The 19,703-nt window shown below is 57.0% G+C and carries 21 protein-coding genes; 14 read left to right on the top strand and 7 right to left on the bottom strand.

The window, feature by feature from the left end:
* Positions 1–605: 605 nt before the first annotated feature.
* Positions 606–920 (bottom strand): flagellar hook-basal body complex protein FliE, encoded by a 315-nt coding sequence (gene fliE / locus ACX9GU_RS10560; protein WP_473195156.1) that lies wholly within the window; start codon positions 918–920, stop codon positions 606–608.
* A 318-nt stretch (positions 921–1,238) separates the two neighbouring features.
* On the opposite strand from fliE, the gene fliF reads away from it, so the two are divergent.
* The 14 genes from fliF to sra all read left to right on the top strand — a co-directional run bounded on the left by fliF (position 1,239) and on the right by sra (position 12,397).
* Positions 1,239–2,927 carry a flagellar basal-body MS-ring/collar protein FliF gene (gene fliF / locus ACX9GU_RS10555; RefSeq protein WP_473194717.1) on the top strand — a complete coding sequence of 563 codons (1,689 nt, stop codon included), beginning with the start codon at positions 1,239–1,241 and terminating at the stop codon, positions 2,925–2,927.
* Positions 2,924–3,916, top strand: a complete 993-nt coding sequence (gene fliG, locus ACX9GU_RS10550) for a flagellar motor switch protein FliG (RefSeq protein WP_021180960.1) — start codon at positions 2,924–2,926, stop codon at positions 3,914–3,916. Before fliF ends, fliG begins: the two co-directional genes overlap by 4 nt.
* Positions 3,909–4,607, top strand: coding sequence for a flagellar assembly protein FliH (gene fliH / locus ACX9GU_RS10545; protein WP_473194716.1), 699 nt, complete (start codon positions 3,909–3,911; stop codon positions 4,605–4,607). Before fliG ends, fliH begins: the two co-directional genes overlap by 8 nt.
* Positions 4,607–5,968 carry a flagellar protein export ATPase FliI gene (gene fliI / locus ACX9GU_RS10540; RefSeq protein ID WP_021805706.1) on the top strand — a complete coding sequence of 454 codons (1,362 nt, stop codon included), beginning with the start codon at positions 4,607–4,609 and terminating at the stop codon, positions 5,966–5,968. Before fliH ends, fliI begins: the two co-directional genes overlap by 1 nt.
* An 18-nt stretch (positions 5,969–5,986) precedes the next feature.
* Positions 5,987–6,433 (top strand): flagellar export protein FliJ, encoded by a 447-nt coding sequence (gene fliJ, locus ACX9GU_RS10535; protein ID WP_021180957.1) that lies wholly within the window; start codon positions 5,987–5,989, stop codon positions 6,431–6,433.
* Entirely contained in the window at positions 6,430–7,650 is a 1,221-nt protein-coding gene (locus ACX9GU_RS10530; RefSeq protein WP_473194715.1) for a flagellar hook-length control protein FliK, read from the top strand. Before fliJ ends, ACX9GU_RS10530 begins: the two co-directional genes overlap by 4 nt.
* A 135-nt stretch (positions 7,651–7,785) precedes the next feature.
* Positions 7,786–8,277 (top strand): flagellar basal body-associated protein FliL, encoded by a 492-nt coding sequence (gene fliL / locus ACX9GU_RS10525; RefSeq protein ID WP_473194714.1) that lies wholly within the window; start codon positions 7,786–7,788, stop codon positions 8,275–8,277.
* 6 nt (positions 8,278–8,283) lie between these two features.
* A complete protein-coding gene (gene fliM, locus ACX9GU_RS10520; protein WP_021180954.1) occupies positions 8,284–9,288 on the top strand; it encodes a flagellar motor switch protein FliM in 1,005 nt (334 codons plus the stop codon).
* Positions 9,281–9,694: a flagellar motor switch protein FliN gene (gene fliN / locus ACX9GU_RS10515; protein ID WP_021180953.1), complete on the top strand. Its 414-nt coding sequence runs from the start codon at positions 9,281–9,283 to the stop codon at positions 9,692–9,694. The genes fliM and fliN overlap by 8 nt, the downstream gene beginning before the upstream one ends.
* Positions 9,694–10,098: a flagellar biosynthetic protein FliO gene (fliO, locus tag ACX9GU_RS10510; RefSeq protein WP_473194713.1), complete on the top strand. Its 405-nt coding sequence runs from the start codon at positions 9,694–9,696 to the stop codon at positions 10,096–10,098. The genes fliN and fliO overlap by 1 nt, the downstream gene beginning before the upstream one ends.
* Complete coding sequence (fliP, locus tag ACX9GU_RS10505; RefSeq protein ID WP_473194712.1) at positions 10,095–10,850, top strand: flagellar type III secretion system pore protein FliP; 756 nt, start codon at positions 10,095–10,097, stop codon at positions 10,848–10,850. The genes fliO and fliP overlap by 4 nt, the downstream gene beginning before the upstream one ends.
* A gap of 66 nt (positions 10,851–10,916) precedes the next feature.
* The gene (gene fliQ / locus ACX9GU_RS10500) at positions 10,917–11,186 is read left to right on the top strand and encodes a flagellar biosynthesis protein FliQ (RefSeq protein WP_025121519.1); all 270 of its coding nucleotides are present in this window, start codon (positions 10,917–10,919) and stop codon (positions 11,184–11,186) included.
* 2 nt (positions 11,187–11,188) lie between these two features.
* On the top strand, positions 11,189–11,971 hold the full coding sequence (gene fliR / locus ACX9GU_RS10495) for a flagellar biosynthetic protein FliR (protein WP_179246498.1): 783 nt from the start codon (positions 11,189–11,191) through the stop codon (positions 11,969–11,971).
* A gap of 201 nt (positions 11,972–12,172) precedes the next feature.
* Positions 12,173–12,397: a stationary-phase-induced ribosome-associated protein gene (gene sra / locus ACX9GU_RS10490; protein ID WP_473194711.1), complete on the top strand. Its 225-nt coding sequence runs from the start codon at positions 12,173–12,175 to the stop codon at positions 12,395–12,397.
* A gap of 292 nt (positions 12,398–12,689) precedes the next feature.
* Here the strand turns inward: sra and flgL are convergent, their stop codons facing one another.
* The 6 genes from flgL to flgG all read right to left on the bottom strand — a co-directional run bounded on the left by flgL (position 12,690) and on the right by flgG (position 19,687).
* Positions 12,690–13,652, bottom strand: a complete 963-nt coding sequence (gene flgL, locus ACX9GU_RS10485; protein WP_473194710.1) for a flagellar hook-associated protein FlgL — start codon at positions 13,650–13,652, stop codon at positions 12,690–12,692.
* Between the two features lie 61 nt (positions 13,653–13,713).
* A complete protein-coding gene (gene flgK, locus ACX9GU_RS10480; RefSeq protein WP_179250861.1) occupies positions 13,714–15,366 on the bottom strand; it encodes a flagellar hook-associated protein FlgK in 1,653 nt (550 codons plus the stop codon).
* A gap of 707 nt (positions 15,367–16,073) precedes the next feature.
* A complete protein-coding gene (gene flgJ / locus ACX9GU_RS10475) occupies positions 16,074–17,015 on the bottom strand; it encodes a flagellar assembly peptidoglycan hydrolase FlgJ (RefSeq protein ID WP_473194709.1) in 942 nt (313 codons plus the stop codon).
* Positions 17,015–18,115, bottom strand: a complete 1,101-nt coding sequence (locus ACX9GU_RS10470; protein WP_473194708.1) for a flagellar basal body P-ring protein FlgI — start codon at positions 18,113–18,115, stop codon at positions 17,015–17,017. The genes flgJ and ACX9GU_RS10470 overlap by 1 nt, the downstream gene beginning before the upstream one ends.
* Positions 18,116–18,125: 10 nt before the next feature.
* Positions 18,126–18,779 carry a flagellar basal body L-ring protein FlgH gene (gene flgH / locus ACX9GU_RS10465; RefSeq protein ID WP_046808516.1) on the bottom strand — a complete coding sequence of 218 codons (654 nt, stop codon included), beginning with the start codon at positions 18,777–18,779 and terminating at the stop codon, positions 18,126–18,128.
* A 125-nt stretch (positions 18,780–18,904) separates the two neighbouring features.
* Entirely contained in the window at positions 18,905–19,687 is a 783-nt protein-coding gene (flgG, locus tag ACX9GU_RS10460) for a flagellar basal-body rod protein FlgG (RefSeq protein WP_021180943.1), read from the bottom strand.
* Positions 19,688–19,703: the final 16 nt, after the last annotated feature.

Genomic DNA, 19,703 nt, shown 5'->3' with positions numbered 1-19,703 from the left:
CTTGCCAAAGCTGTGTATCGTTCACCTTATCCATAACGACATCAGCATACTCCAAAGCACGGTCGAAAAAATAACAACCACCGCACAACAGGAATTAGGTCGTTCAATAAAACAGAGATATTTCTTAAAGTTACACAGTTCGCATCTCTCTGCCAGTGCTTGAATGAGACTCAATCGCCCCACCGCCAGCCAATACTTTTTACGTGAGCGACAAGCGACAGACAACGACTCCATTTAAAAATATAAGATAGATCCTGGTCGATATAAGGATAAATCTAATTTATATCCCGGTTAATTGACATTTAGGACAATAACTACAAATATTAGCTTAATTAACCAATTTCAAGGAGGATAAGATAATGGAGTATTTGGTAGCATCGCTGACTGTTTTATGCCTTTTTTCCTTTAAGAAACACGCCAAAGTTATTGATAGTAAAAAGATTGGTGTTGCCCATAAAAAACACCGCCGACGCTCAAGACACCGGCTCGCCATGATTTATTGATTGGGCAAATGGGTCGAAAACCATAGAAAATCACATTAGGGGGGCTTACGCCAATACAGAACAGATTATCTGTTGTGCGTTATAGCCGCCCTGTATTTACCACTACACCGCCATATTCATCACGTCTTGATAAGCCGCAACCAGTTTATTACGCACCTGCACTCCCAGTTGCAAAGAAACTGAAGATTTTTGCAGATCGACCATCACGTCGTTCAAACTGATACCCGGCACACCCAATTCAAAATTCTGTGCTTGCTGGCGTGCAGTTTGTTGAGTCTCGCTGATCTTACCGAGAGCCGCCTTTAACTCATTGGCAAAGCTGGCTCCCTGCACCGGATCGTTTTGTCGCAGCGCTCCGGCCTGCACCGCCGTGGCTTGCAACTGCTGTAACACTCCTTCAATACCCTGAATTGCCATCATGCCCTCGTCACTTCATTCATACCCTATGGATTTCAAACGGCGGCCTGAAAGACGGCGGGAAAACCGCGCCTTCATTCGCCTGCATGATCCCGATGCTGCACACCCTACCACAGTGTTTTCCGGCTAAAGCGGCTAATTAACTGCAAAAACACCGGTTTATCGGGCCATCGAAATTGGCCCCAAGAGCAAATAATGGCATGCCCAAAAATGGGGGCGCTTTTGTTAGGCCGTAAAGAACTGTGTATTCAGGGAGTCTGTTTTGTCATCACACAACAACGCTAGCCATACCTCGAACCCACCAGAGTGGGTACCAGCATGAATGGTGAAAGCCGTGATAACGGCCTGCTGGCCCTATGGAATCGCCTGCGTGCCAACCCTAAAATTCCACTGCTGATCGCGGCCTCGGCGGCGATCGCCATCGTGGTTGCGCTGATGCTATGGGCCAAAAGCCCGGATTACCGCGTGCTGTACAGCAATCTCAACGATCGCGACGGCGGCGCTATCGTCACGCAACTCACGCAGATGAACATCCCCTATCGCTTTACCGAGAACGGATCGGCATTGATGATCCCGGCGGAAAAGGTGCATGAAACCCGCCTGCGTCTGGCGCAACAGGGGCTGCCCAAGGGAGGTGCCGTCGGCTTTGAGCTGCTGGATCAGGAAAAATTCGGCATCAGCCAGTTCAGCGAACAGATCAACTACCAGCGCGCGCTGGAAGGCGAACTGTCACGCACTATCGAATCCCTGGGGCCGGTACAGAATGCCCGTGTGCATCTGGCACTGCCTAAGCCTTCGCTGTTTGTACGCGAACAAAAGAACCCCTCTGCTTCCGTGACGCTCACGCTGCAACCTGGCCGCACGTTGGACGACGGCCAGATCAATGCCGTGGTGTATATGGTGTCCAGCAGCGTGGCCGGTTTGCCGCCGGGCAACGTCACGGTGGTCGATCAGGCTGGCCGCCTGCTGACCCAATCCGACGGCACCGGGCGCGATCTCAATGCCGCACAGTTGAAGTACGCCAATGAGGTTGAGAACCGCTATCAGCGCCGTATTGAAGCCATTCTGGCACCGATTGTCGGCAGCGCGAACGTGCGTGCACAGGTAACGGCACAAATCGATTTCTCCACCCGCGAGCAAACCGACGAACAGTACCAGCCCAACCAGCAGCCGGATAAATCTGCGATACGCTCCAGACAGCTCAGCCAGAGTGAACAGAACGGCGGGCAACAGATCGGCGGCGTACCGGGTGCCCTTTCCAACCAGCCGAGTGCAGCACCGACTGCACCGATAGAAACACCAAAAACTTCGGCTGCGGGCAATACTAATACGCCTGCCACGGCAAACAATGCCAATAACAGCACGCGTACCGGGGCTAGCGGTAACGTAGCGCAAAACAGTCGCCGTGATGAAACCACCAACTACGAGGTGGATCGCACCATTCGCCATACCCAGCACAAGGCTGGAACCGTGGAACGCCTGTCGGTTGCCGTGGTGCTCAACACCCTGGGGACCGATAAAGACGGCAAACCGCAGCCGATGAGCAAAGAGCAGTTGGCCCAGGTGGAATCGCTGGTCCGTGAAGCGATGGGTTACTCCAGCAGCCGTGGCGATACGCTTAATGTGGTCAACACTCAGTTCAACGATGTAGAGCAGACCGGCGGCGAGTTGCCTTTCTGGCAGTCACAGTCGTTTATCGATCAGTTGTTCAACGCAGGCCGCTATTTGCTGGTGCTGCTGGTGGCCTGGATTTTGTGGCGCAAGCTGGTTCGTCCGCAGCTGCAAAGCCGTCAGGTGGCGCAACAAGCTGCTGTGGCCGCTGCCAATACGCCAGCCATTCGCCCGGCTGAGGTGAACAAGCCAAGTCATGAAGAGCAGGCGCTGCATAAGAAATCACAGCAGCGCGTCAATGCTGAAGTCCAGGGCCAGCGGATCCGCGAACTGGCAGATAAAGATCCACGCGTGGTGGCCCTGGTGATCCGTCAATGGATGAGTAACGAACTATGAGCCTGACAGGTACCGAAAAGAGCGCCATCCTGCTGATGACGCTGGGTGAAGATCGCGCCGCCGAAGTCTTCAAGCACCTCTCGTCACGGGAAGTGCAGCAGTTGAGTGGCACCATGGCCAGTATGCGCCAGGTGTCCCACAAACAGTTGGGGGAGGTCCTCAGAGAGTTTGAAGACGATGCCGAACAGTATGCCGCGCTGAGCGTCAATGCCAGCGACTACCTGCGCTCGGTGCTGGTTAAAGCCTTGGGTGAAGAACGTGCCAGCAGCCTGCTGGAGGATATTCTCGAATCACGCGAAGACACCTCCGGCATGGAAACGCTCAACTTTATGGAGCCGCAGAGCGCGGCCGATCTGATCCGCGACGAACACCCGCAGATCATTGCCACCATCCTGGTTCACCTCAAGCGCGGCCAGGCGGCGGACATCCTGGCACAGTTCGAGGAGCGCCTGCGCAACGACGTGATGCTGCGTATCGCCACCTTCGGCGGTGTACAGCCAGACGCCCTGGCAGAGCTGACCGAAGTGCTGAACAATCTGCTGGACGGCCAGAACCTCAAGCGCAGCAAAATGGGTGGCGTCCGTACCGCCGCCGAGATTATCAACCTGATGAAAACCCAGCAGGAAGAGGCGGTTATCGGTGCCATGCGCGACTACGACGGCGAGCTGGCGCAGAAGATCATCGACGAAATGTTCCTGTTCGAAAACCTGGTCGAAGTGGACGATCGCAGCATCCAGCGCCTGTTGCAGGACGTGGAAAGCGAATCCCTGTTGATCGCCTTGAAAGGGGCCGAACAGCCACTGCGCGAGAAGTTCCTCAAGAACATGTCGCAACGTGCCGCCGATATCCTGCGCGACGATCTGGCCAACCGTGGCCCGGTGCGCATGTCTCAGGTGGAAAACGAACAGAAGGCTATCCTGTTGGTGGTACGTCGCCTGGCAGAAACAGGCGAAATGATCATCGGTGGTGGCGAGGACACCTATGTCTGATCGCCTCAACACCCTGCCCTGGCAGCCCTGGTCGCTTAACGATCTGGCGGATCCCAAACCGGTGCTGGAACCCGAAAGCCCACCTGAGGTGATCATCATCCCACAGGACGACAGCATCAACGAACAGCAACGGCTGGAGATGCTGCGTTTGCAGGCCCAACAGCAAGGTCAGCAACAAGGCTTTGCCGAGGGCCAGCAGAAAGGCTATGACGCCGGTTTCCAGGCCGGGCTGGAGGAAGGCCGTCAGCAAGGCATTCTGGCGGGCCAACAGCAGCAGCAACCGATCACGGAACATTGGCAGCAGTTGGTCACCGAGTTCCAGCACACGCTGGACGCGCTCGACAGCGTGATTGCCTCGCGCCTGATGCAGTTGGCCCTGACGGCGGCCAAACAGGTCATCGGCCAGGCGCCGGTGTGCGACGGCACCGCCCTGCTCGGCCAGATCCAACAGTTGATCCAACAAGAACCAATGTTCAGCGGCAAACCTCAGTTGCGCGTACACCCGGATGATTACGAACGGGTAGATCAGCAGCTTGGCATGACCCTCAGCCTGCACGGCTGGCGGCTGCTGGCCGACGGACAATTACACCCAGGCGGCTGCAAGGTCAGCGCAGAAGAAGGCGATCTGGATGCCAGCCTGGCCACCCGCTGGCATGAACTGTGCCGTCTGGCCGCACCGGGAGAGCTGTAATGACCGTTCGTCTCGGCCGTTGGCTGAACTCGCTGGACAGTCTGGAAAAACGCATCGCCCGTGCGCCCGCGGTGCGCCGCTATGGCCGTCTGACGCGAGCTACCGGGCTGGTACTGGAAGCCACCGGTTTGCAGTTACCGCTGGGGGCCACCTGCCTGATCGAACGCCATGACAGCGGTGTGGTGCAGGAGGTAGAAAGCGAGGTGGTCGGTTTTAACGGCCAGCGGCTGTTCCTGATGCCGCTGGAAGAGGTTGACGGCATCGTGCCCGGCGCCCGAGTCTATGCACGCGTCTCCCCCGAAGGGCAAAGCGCCAGCAAACAGTTACCCCTTGGCCCGGCATTGCTTGGCCGGGTGCTCGATGGCGGTGCCAAACCGCTCGATGGTCTGCCAGCACCCGATACCGGCTACCGCGCGCCGCTGATCACCGCCCCGTTCAACCCGTTGCAGCGCACCCCGATCGAACAGGTACTCGACGTGGGCGTGCGTACCATTAACGGGCTGCTCACCGTGGGCCGCGGCCAGCGCATGGGCCTGTTCGCCGGTTCTGGCGTAGGTAAAAGCGTGCTGCTCGGCATGATGGCGCGTTACACCCAGGCCGACGTGATCGTCGTCGGGCTGATCGGCGAACGTGGCCGCGAAGTGAAAGACTTTATCGAAAACATCCTCGGCACCGAGGGAAGAGCGCGTTCGGTGGTGATCGCTGCACCGGCAGACGTTTCCCCGCTGCTGCGCATGCAAGGCGCCGCCTATGCCACCCGCATCGCCGAAGATTTCCGCGATCGTGGCCAACACGTGCTGCTGATTATGGATTCCCTGACCCGTTACGCCATGGCGCAACGTGAAATCGCCCTGGCAATCGGTGAACCCCCGGCTACCAAAGGCTATCCGCCTTCGGTATTCGCCAAACTACCCGCGCTGGTAGAGCGTGCCGGTAACGGCATCAGCGGTGGCGGCTCCATCACCGCGTTTTATACCGTGTTGACCGAAGGTGATGACCAGCAAGACCCGATTGCCGATTCGGCACGCGCCATCCTCGATGGCCATGTGGTGCTCTCCCGGCGCCTGGCGGAAGCGGGCCACTACCCCGCCATCGATATTGAAGCGTCGATCAGCCGTGCCATGACCTCGCTGATCGACGAGGAGCATTACCGGCGGGTACGCAACTTCAAACAGATGCTGGCCAGTTACCAACGTAACCGCGATCTGATCAGTGTAGGAGCCTACGCCGCAGGCAGCGATCCGCTGCTGGACAAGGCCATGACGCTGTATCCGCAGATGGAAGCCTATCTGCAACAGGGCATTTTCGAACGTAGCGGCTACGACGATGCCTGCCAGCAGTTGCAGCAACTGATTGTTTAACCACGGAGCCTGAGCACCATGAAACCACAGTCACCGCTGATTATCCTGCGCGATCTGGCGCAGGATGCCGTAGAACAGGCCGCACAGCACCTCGGCCAGGCACGTCAGGCGCAACAGGCGGCGGAGCAACAGCTTGCCATGCTGCTCAACTACCAGGATGAGTATCGGCAAAAGCTGAACAACACCCTGTCTAGCGGCATGGGTTCCGCCAGTTGGCAAAACTACCAGCAGTTTATCGGCACGCTCGAGCAGGCCATCAGCCAGCATCGCCAGCAGTTGCTGCAGTGGAGCGAGAAGGTAGAGCGGGCGGTCAAACAGTGGCAGGACAAACAGCAGCGGCTGAACGCTTTTGAAACGCTCAACACCCGTGCCCTCAGCGCCGAGCTGATGCTGGAAAACAAGCGTGATCAAAAACTGATGGATGAGTTCGCTCAACGCAGTTCACAAAGGAATCTAAACCCATGAACCTCAACGTTCTCTCTGGCTTGCCCGCGACAGCTGATGGCACGGAGACTGGCCTTACCGCGCTGTCGTTGGATGATGCCGGACTGTCTGCCAGCTTTGCTCAACTGCTCGGCGAGCGTTTCATGCCGGACGGTCAACTGAAAGGTAAGCCGAACGTGGCCCAGCTACTGGCCGAAGATCCACAAATCTCAACCCTCAGCCGCCAGCAGCTTAACCAACTGCTGACCTCGTTGAGCGATCGTGGCCGGTTGCTGGCCGCTCCGCAGGAACTGGATGCGGCAGGCGATAGCCAAACCCGGTTAACCAAGCGCGATGACGAACAGCCGTTGCACTCTGTAGATACTTTGGATGCGGCCAGCTTGCAGGCCCTGTTTGCCATGCTGCCTGCCGCCGTAGTACAGCCGTTACCGGGGAATGGGGTCGCAACCGCCGCTGAGCCAAGTGGGGACGAAGCGACGCTGACGGGAGCCGCATCACTGTTAGCCCCCCTGAGCGAAAAACCAGCGTTATCCACTGCTGGCCTGCCAACGTCAAAATCACAGCTGAACGCAGACGATAAATCCGCCTTGGCCACCAAAAGTGACGCGGCGTCAGTACTGTCTTCTCAGGCCGATAACAATCAGGATAGCGGCACCACCCCACTGAAACTGGCAGTTGAATCGGCGCAATCTTCTGCAACGCCACAGCACGCGGCCCCTGCGCCAGTTTCCAGCCCGGTGATAGCCAGCCAACCCGTCAGCGCGACGGTGAGCGCACCGGCAACGCCACAGTTGAACGCTCAACTCGGCAGCCCTGAATGGCAACAGGCGCTAAGTCAGCAGGTGCTGATGTTCCACCGCAACGGCCAGCAGAGCGCCGAATTACGCCTGCATCCGCAGGAACTGGGTGCCTTGCAAATCACGCTGAAGCTCGACGATAACCAGGCCCAGTTGCATATCGCCTCGGCACACGGCCAGGTTCGTGCGGCGGTGGAAGCCGCGCTGCCCCATCTACGCCATGCGCTGGCGGAAAGTGGCATCAACCTTGGCCAGAGCAGCGTTGGCGGTGAGTCACTGCCGCAGCCGCAACAGTCACAGCAGCAGGCCTCTCACCAAGGCGGGCAGCCTTCTTACCGTGAACAACACGGCAGCGCCGAAACCGGCGTTGAAGCCCTGAGCGCCCCAGCAGCGCTGCAGGCGATGGCCCGTTCGGTCGACGGCGTTGATATTTTCGCCTGACGGCGTGCAAACGCTCAAGCTGGCACGCTTTTCCCCGCCTATTCTGGCTATTGCAGCCATGAATAAGCGGGATAATGGAATTACATGTATTGCGTGCTGCCTATCTGCACGCAGAGAACAGGATTTGGCTTAGTAATGTCTCAGAACTCTCTTCCAACAGCAGCAACAAAAAAACGCCCATTACTGGTGATCCTGCTGGTACTGATCGCCTTGGGCGCATGTGGTGCCGCAGGCTATAGCTGGTGGTTGATGCAGCAGCATAAAAACGGTCAACCCGCCGCCGAGGAAAAAAAGCAGCCACCTCCGGCACCGGTGTTTATGCCGCTGGATACCTTTACCGTCAATCTGGTGACGCCGGATAACAACCCGGACCGTGTGCTATATATCGGCCTGACGCTGCGCCTGCCAGATGAAGAAACACGCCGCCGGCTGAACGATTTTCTGCCGGAAGTGCGTAGCCGTCTGCTAATGCTGCTTTCACGACAGGAAGCAAGCCAACTGGCCAACGAGCAAGGGAAACAGCAACTGGTGGCACAGATTAAAGACGTGCTCAGCCCACCGCTGGTGACGGGACAACCGAAGCAAGTGGTCAGCGATGTGCTGTTCACTGCCTTCATACTGCGGTAATTAACCATGGGCGACAATATTCTTTCACAGGCCGAGATCGACGCACTGCTCAATGGCGACAGCGCGGGGGATGAACCCGCCGCCGTCATCGGTCATGAAAGCGAGGTCAAACCTTACGATCCCACCACCCAACGCCGCGTGGTGCGTGAGCGCCTGCAAGCGCTGGAGATCATTAACGAGCGTTTTGCCCGTCAGTTTCGCATGGGGCTGTTTAACCTGTTGCGCCGTAGCCCGGATATTACCGTCGGGGCGATCAAGATCCAGCCATACCATGAGTTTGCCCGCAACCTGCCGGTGCCGACCAACCTGAACCTGGTCCACCTGAATCCATTGCGCGGCACGGCGCTGTTTGTGTTTGCCCCCAGCCTGGTGTTTATCGCCGTGGATAACCTGTTCGGTGGCGATGGCCGTTTTCCTACCAAGGTCGAAGGCCGGGAATTTACGCCAACCGAACAGCGGGTGATCAAGCGCATGCTGCGCTTGGCGCTGGACGCCTACGGCGATGCCTGGAGCGCCATCTACAAGATCGACGTGGAATACGTACGTGCCGAAATGCAGGTCAAGTTCACCAATATCACCACCTCTCCCAACGATATCGTGGTAACCACGCCGTTCCAGGTGGAGATCGGGGCGCTGAGCGGTGAGTTCAATATCTGTATTCCATTCGCCATGATCGAGCCACTGCGCGAGTTGCTGACTAACCCACCGGTGGAGAACTCCCGCCAGGAAGACAGCCAGTGGCGAGAAACGCTGGTGAAACAGGTTCAGCACTCCGAACTTGAACTGATAGCCAACTTTGTCGATATCCCGATGCGCCTGTCGAAGGTGCTGAAACTCCAGCCGGGCGACGTGTTACCGATCGATAAACCAGAACGCCTGATCGCCCATGTTGACGGCGTCCCGGTCTTGACCAGCCAATACGGCACCTTGAACGGGCAGTACGCCCTGCGTGTTGAACATTTGATTAACCCTATTTTGAATGCCCTGAGTGAGGAACGGCCCAATGAGTGATCCTAAACAACCGTCTGGCGAAGAGAAGGACTCCGTAGACGATCTGTGGGCTGATGCGTTTAACGAGCAACAGGCGACCGAAAAATCCGCCTCTACCGAGGGCGTATTCAAGTCGCTGGAAGCTCAGGATGCGTTGGGTAGCCTGCAAGATATCGATCTGATCCTGGATATCCCGGTCAAGCTGACCGTGGAGCTGGGCCGCACCAAGATGACCATCAAGGAGTTACTGCGCCTGTCGCAAGGCTCGGTGGTGGCACTGGATGGTCTGGCCGGTGAGCCGTTGGATATCCTGATTAACGGCTATCTGATTGCACAAGGCGAAGTGGTGGTGGTCGGCGACAAGTTCGGCGTACGCATCACCGATATCATCACGCCTTCCGAGCGCATGCGCCGCCTGAGCCGCTGATGAACCCCAACGCCAGCGTGCAGACGCAAAGCACTCAGCAGCCCGCCGGTACGGCGCTGCCCACCGGCTCGGTATTGATGCAGGTCAGCAGCGCGCTCGGCGCTATTTTGCTGCTGATCCTGCTCGCTGGCTGGCTGTTTCGTCGGCTGGGCTTTGCCCCGCAGGCCCGTGGCAATCAAAAATTGCTCAACCTGCGTGCCAGCTGTCAGGTTGGCCAACGCGAACGGGTGGTGGTGGTTGAAGTGGATAACACCTGGCTGGTGCTGGGCGTTACGGCTCAGCAAATCACCCCGTTGCACACCCTGCCCGCTCCACCGGCACAGGAAACAACCGATCACAAATCACCGGCAGATTTCCGCCAGCTGATGCAAAACGTATTAAAACGCCCGGATAAATCGGCATGAATCCATTCTCCCACCGCCGGGCTTTTGGCCCGCTGCTGGCCGCTGGCCTGCTACTGCTCAGCCCTGCCGCTTTGGCACAGTTGCCGGGGCTGATTAGCCAACCTACGGCCAACGGCGGCCAAAGCTGGACGCTGCCGGTGCAAACGCTGGTACTGATCACCTCACTCAGTTTCCTGCCAGCGATGCTGCTGATGATGACCAGCTTCACCCGCATCATCATCGTGCTGGGGCTGCTGCGTAACGCCCTCGGCACCCCGTCGGCACCGCCCAATCAGGTGATGCTGGGGCTGACGCTGTTTTTGACCTTCTTTATCATGTCACCGGTGTTCGACAAGGTTTATCAGGATGCCTACCTGCCGTTCAGCCAGGACAAGATCAGCATGGAGGTAGCGATCGATAAAGGTTCGCAGCCGCTACGCGAGTTTATGCTACGCCAGACGCGGGAAAGCGATCTCGCCCTGTACGCCAGGCTGGCTAACCTGCCTGCATTGGAAGGCCCAGAGGCCGTCCCGATGCGCATTCTGTTGCCCGCCTATGTCACCAGTGAGCTGAAAACCGCCTTCCAGATTGGTTTTACCGTGTTTATTCCGTTCCTGATCATCGACCTGGTGGTGGCCAGCGTGCTGATGGCGCTGGGGATGATGATGGTACCGCCCGCGACCATCTCGCTACCGTTCAAGCTGATGTTGTTTGTGCTGGTGGATGGTTGGCAATTGCTGTTGGGATCGCTGGCGCAGAGTTTTTATAGCTAGATCGGTGTGACTTCCCCCACCCACAGGGTGAGGGGATAAAAAGCTCCCCCCTATTGGAGAATAAAGATGACACCAGAGTCGGTAATGGCGCTAGGTACGGAAGCGATGAAAGTGGCCCTGGCGCTGGCCGCCCCGCTGCTGCTGGCCGCGCTGTTCAGTGGGCTGATCGTCAGCCTGTTGCAGGCCGCTACGCAGATCAACGAAATGACGCTGTCGTTTATTCCTAAAATTCTCTCCGTGGTCGCCACCCTGATTATCGCCGGGCCGTGGATGCTCAACCTGTTGCTGGACTATATGCGCATGCTGTTCAGCAATCTGCCGAACCTGATCGGTTAACCGTGCTGACCTTTGACAGCGCCCAGCTTAGCGTCTGGCTCAGCCAGTTCTTCTGGCCTCTGCTGCGCGTCCTGGCGCTGATTAGCACCGCTCCGCTGTTCAGTGAAAAGCAGATCTCCAAGCGAGTGAAAATCGGCCTGGGCGGCCTGATCGTTTTGCTGATCGCTCCCACGCTGCCCACCAGCAATATCCCCCTGTTTTCCGTCACCGGCCTGTGGCTGGCCGTGCAGCAGATCCTGATCGGCGTGGCGATCGGTTTGACGATGCAGTTCGCCTTTGCGGCGGTGCGCCTGGCGGGTGAGGTGATCGGCATGCAGATGGGGCTGTCCTTTGCCACCTTCTTTGATCCCTCCGGCGGCCCCAATACGCCACTGCTGGCGCGCCTACTGAACCTACTGGCGATGTTATTGTTCCTCAGCTTCGATGGTCACCTGTGGCTGATCTCACTGCTGGCAGACAGCTTCCATACCCTGCCGATCCAGGCACGGCCGCTGAACGGCAACGGTTTTCTGGCGCTGACCCAGGCAGGAACACTGATCTTCATTAACGGTATGATGTTGGCGCTGCCGCTGATCTGCCTGCTGCTGACGCTGAACCTGGCGCTTGGCCTGCTTAACCGCGTTACCCCGCAGCTTTCGGTGTTTGTGATCGGTTTCCCGGTCACGTTAACCATCGGCATGTTGACCCTTGGCATGATGATGCCGATGCTGGCCCCCTTCTGCGAGCACCTGTTCGGTGAGTTTTTCGATCGGCTGGCGGCGGTGATCGGCGGTATGTCCCCTTAACGCTAAGGTTAGCCGCGAGACAAACTAGCAGGGAAAGATATTTCCCGAGATAAAAAGTTGAAAAAGCGAAATTAACCAGATTTAGCGGCGATTATCTGCCCGGGCTTGAATAATAAATTACCCGCCTTAGAATGGCCTCATTAAATAAATCTCTCAGCGTAGCAATACGGTAAAAAAGTCATTAATTTGGCTGGCGATTTATTGAAAACAACCAACAATCCGAAAAATAAAATAACCGTGCCTGCGGGCTGCGGCATTTTATTTATCTCGCTTTATCTACCTAAACATGGCCAGGAGCATGGAATGAAGATGAAAAACAGGAAAGCACGCAGAGCCTTAGGCATGGCACACTGGGTCACCAATCGCATTCAGATCACGCCATCCGAGTGCGGTAAAATCTGGACCGTAACCAAAAAGAAAAAATAACGCATCGTTAAATACGTAGCACAAAAAATATAACGGTAACTTATCCAGCCTGAATATCCTGACGTTTCCCGCCGTTAAATCAGGCTGTGTAAAACGGTGCTGCGCTCTATATCCACGTTATAGGGCGCTGTACCCTACCCTATGAATATATATATTATCTAGAATTAATACCCTATGGATTTCAAGTTGCAGCTAGGCGACAAACTATCTCATCCCCAGGAGCTTACTTTTAGTAAGTGACTGGGGTGAGATAGTGCAGGTAACAACGCTGCAGCTTGAAAGACGACGGGTATTAGCGGTTTATTTGGAATAACGACATACCTTGCATATCGCTGAAGGTCTTATACGACGCCTGCAAAGCCGCCTGTTGCATGTAGTAAGACGAGATCGCCTCCACCACATCCGCATCAACCAGCGCGCTCAGCTGATTTTGGTTAGCCGTATTGTTTTCGATGCCGATGCTGTCCAGCACGTCCAACTCTTGCAACTGAGTCCCTAGCACCGCATTGGTGCTCAGCACGTTGTTATAGCTGTTATCCAGGCCACGGGTTGCCTTATCGAGCGCCGCAGTCACCTGCTCACGGGTAGCCTCATCGGCCCCCTGCAGCGGGGTCTTCAACGCTTTCAACGCCATGTCGATGCTCTCGAACACGTTTGTTTCGGAAGGGCTGCCGTCCGGTTCGGGTTTGATATTGCTGGTCAGCGACATAAATATCGAGCTGCCGGTGTGGCCCACGGTCATGGTGCGGTTGGCATCCACTTTCTGCTCAATGGCCGAGCTGCTGCCCTGGTAAACCACCTTGCCACCCTGCTCGACAAACGGAGCTTTGTCATTGGCAAAGCCGGCAAAAATAAAACGGCCGTTACCGTCGGTGCTGTTGGCCTGGCTGAGTAGCTGATCTTTCAGCCCCTGCAACTGGGTGGCCAAAGAGTCACGGTCATTGTCGCTGAGCGTGCCGTCACCGGCGTTGACGATCAGCGTTTTCATGTCCTTGATGCCGTCGGCGGCGCTACGCAACACGGTTTCTTCCATCGAGATATTCTGACGGGCAAAGGTGCGTGCCAGCGCGTACTGGCTGTTTTCTGACATCGACTGCGAGATCATCACCGCCTGTGACGCCGCTAACGGATCGTCCGAAGGGTAAAGCACGCGCTTGCCGCTGGAAAGCTGCTGCCCGGACTGCATCCACAGAGACTGGTTATTGGTGACCCCCGACAGATTCTGCTGGTAGATCATGCTGGTGCTCATGCGCATGGGTTGGGTTCCTCACTAAGGGCATCCACAGCCGGCATACCGGCTGCGGTTAACGGTAAAATCAACGAATATTCAGTATGGCGTCAAACAACGAGCTGGCGGTCTGGATCACCTGCGCATTGGCCATGTAATACTGTTGGAAACGCAGCAGTTCGCCGTACTCTTCGTCCAGGTTAACCCCGGAGATGGACTGCTGTTGGGTTTGCAATTGGGTCACAATATTGGTTTGTGCGGTGGCGTTGACCTTGGCGGTGGCGGTCTGGTTACCCACGCTGCTGACCAATCCGGCATAGGCGCCGCTCAAGGTTGCTTTACCATCCACCACTTTGGCGGTTTGCAGATCGAGCAGTTTCTTGACGTTGTCGTTATCGCCCTTACCGCCATCTTCCGTTCCTGCGGCAGCAAACTTGGCCGAGTCGCTGATGGCGACCTTCAGGGTACCGGCCACATCGCTAACCGGCTTCACGGTAAAGCTGTCGTTCTTTTTCGCGTTGCCCGTCACGCCGATCTGCAGGCCATCAAAGCTCAGCGTCGGTTTGCCATCCGCATCGGTGCCTGCAGTGGCAGGCACTTTGACGTTGTCGGACAGGCGCGTGACCTGCCAGTTGGCACCGTCAAACTCCATGCGGTAGTCACTGGCCTTGACCTTGCTGGTATCAGTGAAGGAGACCGACAGCGAGGCATTGCCGGTGTTGTTGGTATTGTTGACCGTACGCCCACCTGAGAAGCTGAAGAAATCCTCCCCCGGATCGCCGTTGATATCAAAGCCTTCGCGATGTTGCTGGTTAAAGCTATCTGCCAGCGCCAGGGCCAGTTGCCCCAACTGGTTACGTGCGCCATCCAGTGATTCACTGCGGAATTTCAGCACGCCGCTGACGCTGCCGCTGCCAATCTGGCTTTCCGGAATTTCGTTAGCGCCATTGCCGCGATCGTAACCGAGCGTCAGGCGGGACGGGTCTTTGCTGGAAGGCATCGCCGTCACCTGATAGGAGGAGTTGCCCTGCACCAGCGTCAGCCCGTTGGCGAAGGTCACGGTATAGGCATCACCGTCCTGCTGGGTGACCTGAACGCCGACCACCTTGTTAAGCTCCGTCACCAACTGATCGCGCTGATCCAGCAAGGCGTTTGGCTCGCTGCCGCCGCTGCTGGCCCGCACCTGGGTGATTTCGTTATTCAAGCGGGCGATTTGCTGGCTGTAAGTATTGATCTGGTTGGCGCTATCGCTCAATTGCTGGTTGACGCCCGCATCCATATCGCGCAGATACTTGTCCGCATTGTTGAACTGATTCACCAGGCCGTTAGCCTTGCCTAACACGGTCTGACGGGCTGCGTCATCCCCGGCATTGCTGACGACGTTTTGCAGGTTTTTGAAGAAATCTTCCATCCCCGATGCCAGGGTGTTGGTTTTAGACGCCAGCAGGTTATCGATCTGGGAGACTTTTTCGAAGTAGCTGCTCTGGGCCGAAGCTTCGCTTTGCGCTCCGCGCAGCTGGGTCATGATGAACTGGTTATACTCGCGATTGACCGTTGTCACGGTGGCTCCGTTGCCGATAAAACCGTTCATGGTGCCCAGGCCGCCGTTCTGCGCCAGGATCGCGGTCTGGCGGTTATAGCCCGCCACGTTGTAGTTGGAAATGTTATTACTGACGGTGCTAAGCGCAACCTGCGCCGCATTCAGGCCACTCATCGCGGTATTGATTAAACTGTTGGACATAGAGGTTCCTTATGCTGCGGTGCCAGCGGCCCACAGAGGTCAAAAATTGTGCCGGGCGTTACCATCCAGCCTGTTTGGGTTATCGGCCACGATGGAGAAAACTTGAGGAAAATAGTAGTGACTCACCTTGGCTAAACAGGCACTCGAGTTTGTTGAGATTATCGATTTACTTCCAAAAGCACTGGGGCTATCAACTCCCTCTCCCTGTGGGAAAGGAGGCATTCGAGTTTGTTGAAATCACCGATTTACTTCCAAAAGCGCTGGGGCTATCAACTCCCTCTCCCTGTGGGAAAGGAGGCATTCGAGTTTGTTGAAATCACCGATTTACTTCCAAAAGCGCTGGGGCTATCAACTCCCTCTCCCTGTGGGAAAGGAGGCATTCGAGTTTGTTGAAATCACCGATTTACTTCCAAAAGCGCTGGGGCTATCAACTCCCTCTCCCTGTGGGAAAGGAGGCATTCGAGTTTGTTGAAATCACCGATTTACTTCCAAAAGCGCTGGGGCTATCAACTCCCTCTCCCTGTGGGAAAGGAGGCATTCGAGTTTGTTGAAATCACCGATTTACTTCCAAAAGCGCTGGGGCTATCAACTCCCTCTCCCTGTGGGAAAGGAGGCATTCGAGTTTGTTGAAATCACCGATTTACTTCCAAAAGCGCTGGGGCTATCAACTCCCTCTCCCTGTGGGAGAGGGTTGGGGTGAGGGGCCACTAAAACAGATCCTGCAAATCGTGGGTATAGGCTTTGGTTACCTGCTCCCCAGCGTTTTTCATCTGCTGGATCATGCTGACCAGCTTTTTGGCATACAGCGGATCGGTAGCATAGCCGGCCTTTTGCAGCGCATGTGCCGCCTGCTCGGGGCTACTGGCACTGGCAACGTTGGCGTAGCGCGGGTTGTTGGTCAGCAATTTGACGTAATCCCCAATCGCTTCCATATAAGAGCCATAGACGCGGAAGCGGGCCTTGATCTTCTTCGCCACCCCTTCCTCGAACTCGGTAGTGGTGATTTCCGTCACCGGGCCGTCCCAACTGCTACCGGCCTTGATACCAAACAGGTTGTAACTGCGTGAACCATCCGCCGCCGGGATCTCGCGTTGCCCCCAGCCAGACTCCAGCGCAGCCTGCGCCATGATCAGCTGGTGCGGAATACCGCTTTGCTGGCTGGCAACCCGTGCCGGAATGGACAGCTGCGCCACGAAGTTGCCGTTGCTCAGCGGCAAGGGAGGCGCCGTAGGTATTTTCGGCACCGCCCGGCGTACCATCTGTTCCAATGCCTGACGCGGCAAGGTCTGCAACACTTCGTTGTCCAGCGCCATCGGCACCGTCCCTGCGGTTTCGCTTGGGCGGCTGTTTCCGGCGGAGAGCTGCTTGACCATCATATCCGCCAGCCCCAGGCCTTTCTGCGACATCTGTTGGGCGATCTGCTGATCGTACATCGAGGTATACAGCCGCGTCTGATCGCTGCTCAACACGCCGTCCTGCGGCAACGCCGCACGCATGCTTTTCAGCATCATCTGCACGAACATACCTTCCACCTGCTGGGCCACCTGTTTGATATTGCCCTGCGGATCGGCGGCAACATCGCGCTTCAAGCCGTTCAGCGACTGGGTGTCATAGGCCGCACCCGACATGGCCATCAGATCGCTGCTCATCAGATAATTTCCAGTTTGGCACGCAGGCAGCCAGCGCTCTGCATCGCCTGCAAGATAGACATCAGGTCGATCGGCGTCGCCCCCAGCGCATTCAGCGCGCGAACCACGTTATTGAGATTGGCGCTGGCGTTCACTTTTTGCAGTGAACCGCCCTGCTGCTGCACGGAAATCTGGGTATTCGGCGTCACCACGGTCTGGCCACCGCCGAATGGCGTATCCGGCTGGCTGACGGTGTTTTGCCGATCGACCACCACCGACAGGTTCCCTTGTGCCACCGCACAGGAATCCAGTACCACATCGCGGTTCATAACCACCGAGCCGGTACGCGAGTTGATGATCACTTTGGCATCCATTGCCCCAACGTTAATGCTGATATTCTGGATATCTGCCAGGAAGCGCACTTGCGAACTATTGCCGCGTGGCACCAGCACCTGCACGGTACGGGAATCGAGCGGTGAGGCGGTGCCGCTGCCGCGCTGGCGGTTGATGGCATCGCTGATCTGTTGTGCCAGGGTGAAATCATCGTCGTTCAGTTGCAGGTTGATCACGCCATCCTGGCCGAAGGTGGTAGGCAATTCGCGTTCGATGGAAGCGCCGTTGCTGATACGGCCACCGGCCAACTGATTGACCTGCACGCTGCTGCCACCGGAGGACGCACCGGCCCCGCCGACCAGCACGTTGCCCTGTGCCAACGCATAGACCTGATTATCAACGCCTTTGAGCGGTGTCATCAGCAGTGTCCCACCACGCAGGCTTTTGGCGTTACCCATTGAGGACACTACCACATCAATGCTCTGCCCTGGACGGGAGAACGGCGGCAGCTTGGCAGTTACCATCACCGCTGCCACGTTTTTCAACTGCATGTTGGTGCCTGGCGGTACGGTGATCCCCAGTTGCGACAGCATATTGCTCAGGCTCTGGGTGGTAAACGGGGTTTGCATGGTCTGGTCGCCAGAGCCGTCCAACCCCACGACCAGGCCATAGCCAATCAACGCGTTGTCACGTACGCCCTGTACCGTCACCAGATCGCGGATGCGTTCCGCCGTCGCGGGCAGGCAAACCAGCATCATGGACAGTGTGAGAAGTAACTTTTTCAACATCGGTCAATCCTTAGAACGGTGAAACATTTAAGAAGAAGCGCTGTAGCCACCCCATGGTCTGCGCTTCATTGATATAGCCGTTGCCGACGTATTCAATGCGCGCATCCGCCACCTGGGTGGACGTGACCGAGTTATTGCCACTAATGGTGCGGGGGTTAACCACACCGGAAAAACGGATGAATTCGGTGCCCTGATTGATGGCAATTTGCTTTTCGCCCACCACGTGCAGGTTGCCGTTGGCCAAGACCTGATTGACCGTGACGGTAATGGTGCCGTTAAAGGTGTTGTTAGCGTTGGCCCCGCCCTTGCCGCCGAAGGTGCTGTCGCCGGAGATATCCATGTCGGCGCGCGCGTTACCGAGCAGCCCGTCGAGATAACGCGGTGAAGTGGCTACGCCAAATTTGCTGGATCCGTTGCGGCTGGCGTTGGCGGATGAGCTCTTGCTGGCGCTGACGTTTTCTTGCAGCACGATGGTCAGGGTGTCGCCGATATTACGCGGGCGACGATCCTCAAACAGCGGCTGATAGCCGTAGTTCATCGGCTGCACCGTCTGGAAAATCGAACCGTTCGGCACCGGAGCGCCTGCCGGAGCGGGCTGAGCCGTGGTAGCCCCGTCAACCAGGGGGGTATGCGGAATATAGGCACAGCCGCCGACTGTCAGCATCAGCAGCCCGGCCAGGACGCGTTTGCCTTGCTGCGGCACGCTGGCCGCTAAAAAGGTGGTTACCACGGGTATCGCCTTTGTTGCTCTGGATAAGGATTACGGGCGCAGCAAGCCGCGCCCGTCGATTACAGTTGCGTCAGCTTTTGCAGCATCTGGTCAGACGTTGATACCGCTTTGCTGTTGATCTCATAGGCGCGCTGGGTCTGGATCATGTTGACCAACTCTTCCGCCACGTTGACGTTAGAGGTTTCAACATAGCCCTGATACAACAGGCCTGCCCCGTTGAGGCCGGGGGTACTTTCGTTAGGCGCACCGGAGCTTTCGGTTTCCTGGTAGAGGTTTTCACCCATGCTTTCCAGGCCGCTATCGTTGATAAAGGTGGTCAACGTCAGTTGCCCGACCTGCTGCGCCGCCGTCTGGCCCTGCTGGGTCACGCTGACGATGCCATCACGGCCCACGGTAATGCTCAGGGCGTTGGCCGGAATGGTGATCGCCGGTTGTACCTGAAAACCACTGGCGGTCACCAACTGGCCATTCTGATCGATCTGGAATGAACCATCGCGGGTATAGGCCTGGGTGCCATCCGGCAACACCACCTGGAAGAAGCCCTGCCCCTTGATCGCCACGTCTTTGCTGTTGTTGGTCTGCGACAGGTTGCCCTGGCTGTGGATGCGCTCGGTCGCCACAGGACGTACGCCGGTACCAATCTGCAAACCGGAAGGCAGCGTGGTTTGCTCGGAAGACTGAGCCCCGGGCTGACGCATGGTCTGGTACAGCAGATCTTCAAACACCGCACGTTGGCGTTTAAACCCGTTGGTACTGACGTTCGCCAGGTTGTTGGCGATCACGTCCATATTGGTCTGCTGCGCATCCAGACCGGTTTTGGCAATCCATAAGGATGGGATCATGATTTATTCCTCTGCA

This window comes from Serratia sp. K1WW1, assembly GCF_055790865.1.
This window is presented reverse-complemented; position numbering and strand designations above follow the sequence as displayed.

Excerpts from the sequence above, each read along its gene's own strand:
- fliE (WP_473195156.1), bottom strand. The coding sequence starts at position 920 with ATGGCAATTCAGGGTATTGAAGGAGTGTTACAGCAGTTGCAAGCCACG.
- fliI (WP_021805706.1), top strand. The coding sequence starts at position 4,607 with ATGACCGTTCGTCTCGGCCGTTGGCTGAACTCGCTGGACAGTCTGGAA.
- fliH (WP_473194716.1), top strand. The coding sequence starts at position 3,909 with ATGTCTGATCGCCTCAACACCCTGCCCTGGCAGCCCTGGTCGCTTAAC.
- fliF (WP_473194717.1), top strand. The coding sequence starts at position 1,239 with ATGAATGGTGAAAGCCGTGATAACGGCCTGCTGGCCCTATGGAATCGC.
- flgH (WP_046808516.1), bottom strand. The coding sequence starts at position 18,779 with ATGCTGACAGTCGGCGGCTGTGCCTATATTCCGCATACCCCCCTGGTT.
- flgL (WP_473194710.1), bottom strand. The coding sequence starts at position 13,652 with ATGCGCATGAGCACCAGCATGATCTACCAGCAGAATCTGTCGGGGGTC.
- fliN (WP_021180953.1), top strand. The coding sequence starts at position 9,281 with ATGAGTGATCCTAAACAACCGTCTGGCGAAGAGAAGGACTCCGTAGAC.
- ACX9GU_RS10530 (WP_473194715.1), top strand. The coding sequence starts at position 6,430 with ATGAACCTCAACGTTCTCTCTGGCTTGCCCGCGACAGCTGATGGCACG.
- fliP (WP_473194712.1), top strand. The coding sequence starts at position 10,095 with ATGAATCCATTCTCCCACCGCCGGGCTTTTGGCCCGCTGCTGGCCGCT.
- flgJ (WP_473194709.1), bottom strand. The coding sequence starts at position 17,015 with ATGAGCAGCGATCTGATGGCCATGTCGGGTGCGGCCTATGACACCCAG.
- fliO (WP_473194713.1), top strand. The coding sequence starts at position 9,694 with ATGAACCCCAACGCCAGCGTGCAGACGCAAAGCACTCAGCAGCCCGCC.
- fliL (WP_473194714.1), top strand. The coding sequence starts at position 7,786 with ATGTCTCAGAACTCTCTTCCAACAGCAGCAACAAAAAAACGCCCATTA.
- fliM (WP_021180954.1), top strand. The coding sequence starts at position 8,284 with ATGGGCGACAATATTCTTTCACAGGCCGAGATCGACGCACTGCTCAAT.
- flgG (WP_021180943.1), bottom strand. The coding sequence starts at position 19,687 with ATGATCCCATCCTTATGGATTGCCAAAACCGGTCTGGATGCGCAGCAG.
- ACX9GU_RS10470 (WP_473194708.1), bottom strand. The coding sequence starts at position 18,115 with ATGTTGAAAAAGTTACTTCTCACACTGTCCATGATGCTGGTTTGCCTG.
- fliQ (WP_025121519.1), top strand. The coding sequence starts at position 10,917 with ATGACACCAGAGTCGGTAATGGCGCTAGGTACGGAAGCGATGAAAGTG.
- fliJ (WP_021180957.1), top strand. The coding sequence starts at position 5,987 with ATGAAACCACAGTCACCGCTGATTATCCTGCGCGATCTGGCGCAGGAT.
- flgK (WP_179250861.1), bottom strand. The coding sequence starts at position 15,366 with ATGTCCAACAGTTTAATCAATACCGCGATGAGTGGCCTGAATGCGGCG.
- fliG (WP_021180960.1), top strand. The coding sequence starts at position 2,924 with ATGAGCCTGACAGGTACCGAAAAGAGCGCCATCCTGCTGATGACGCTG.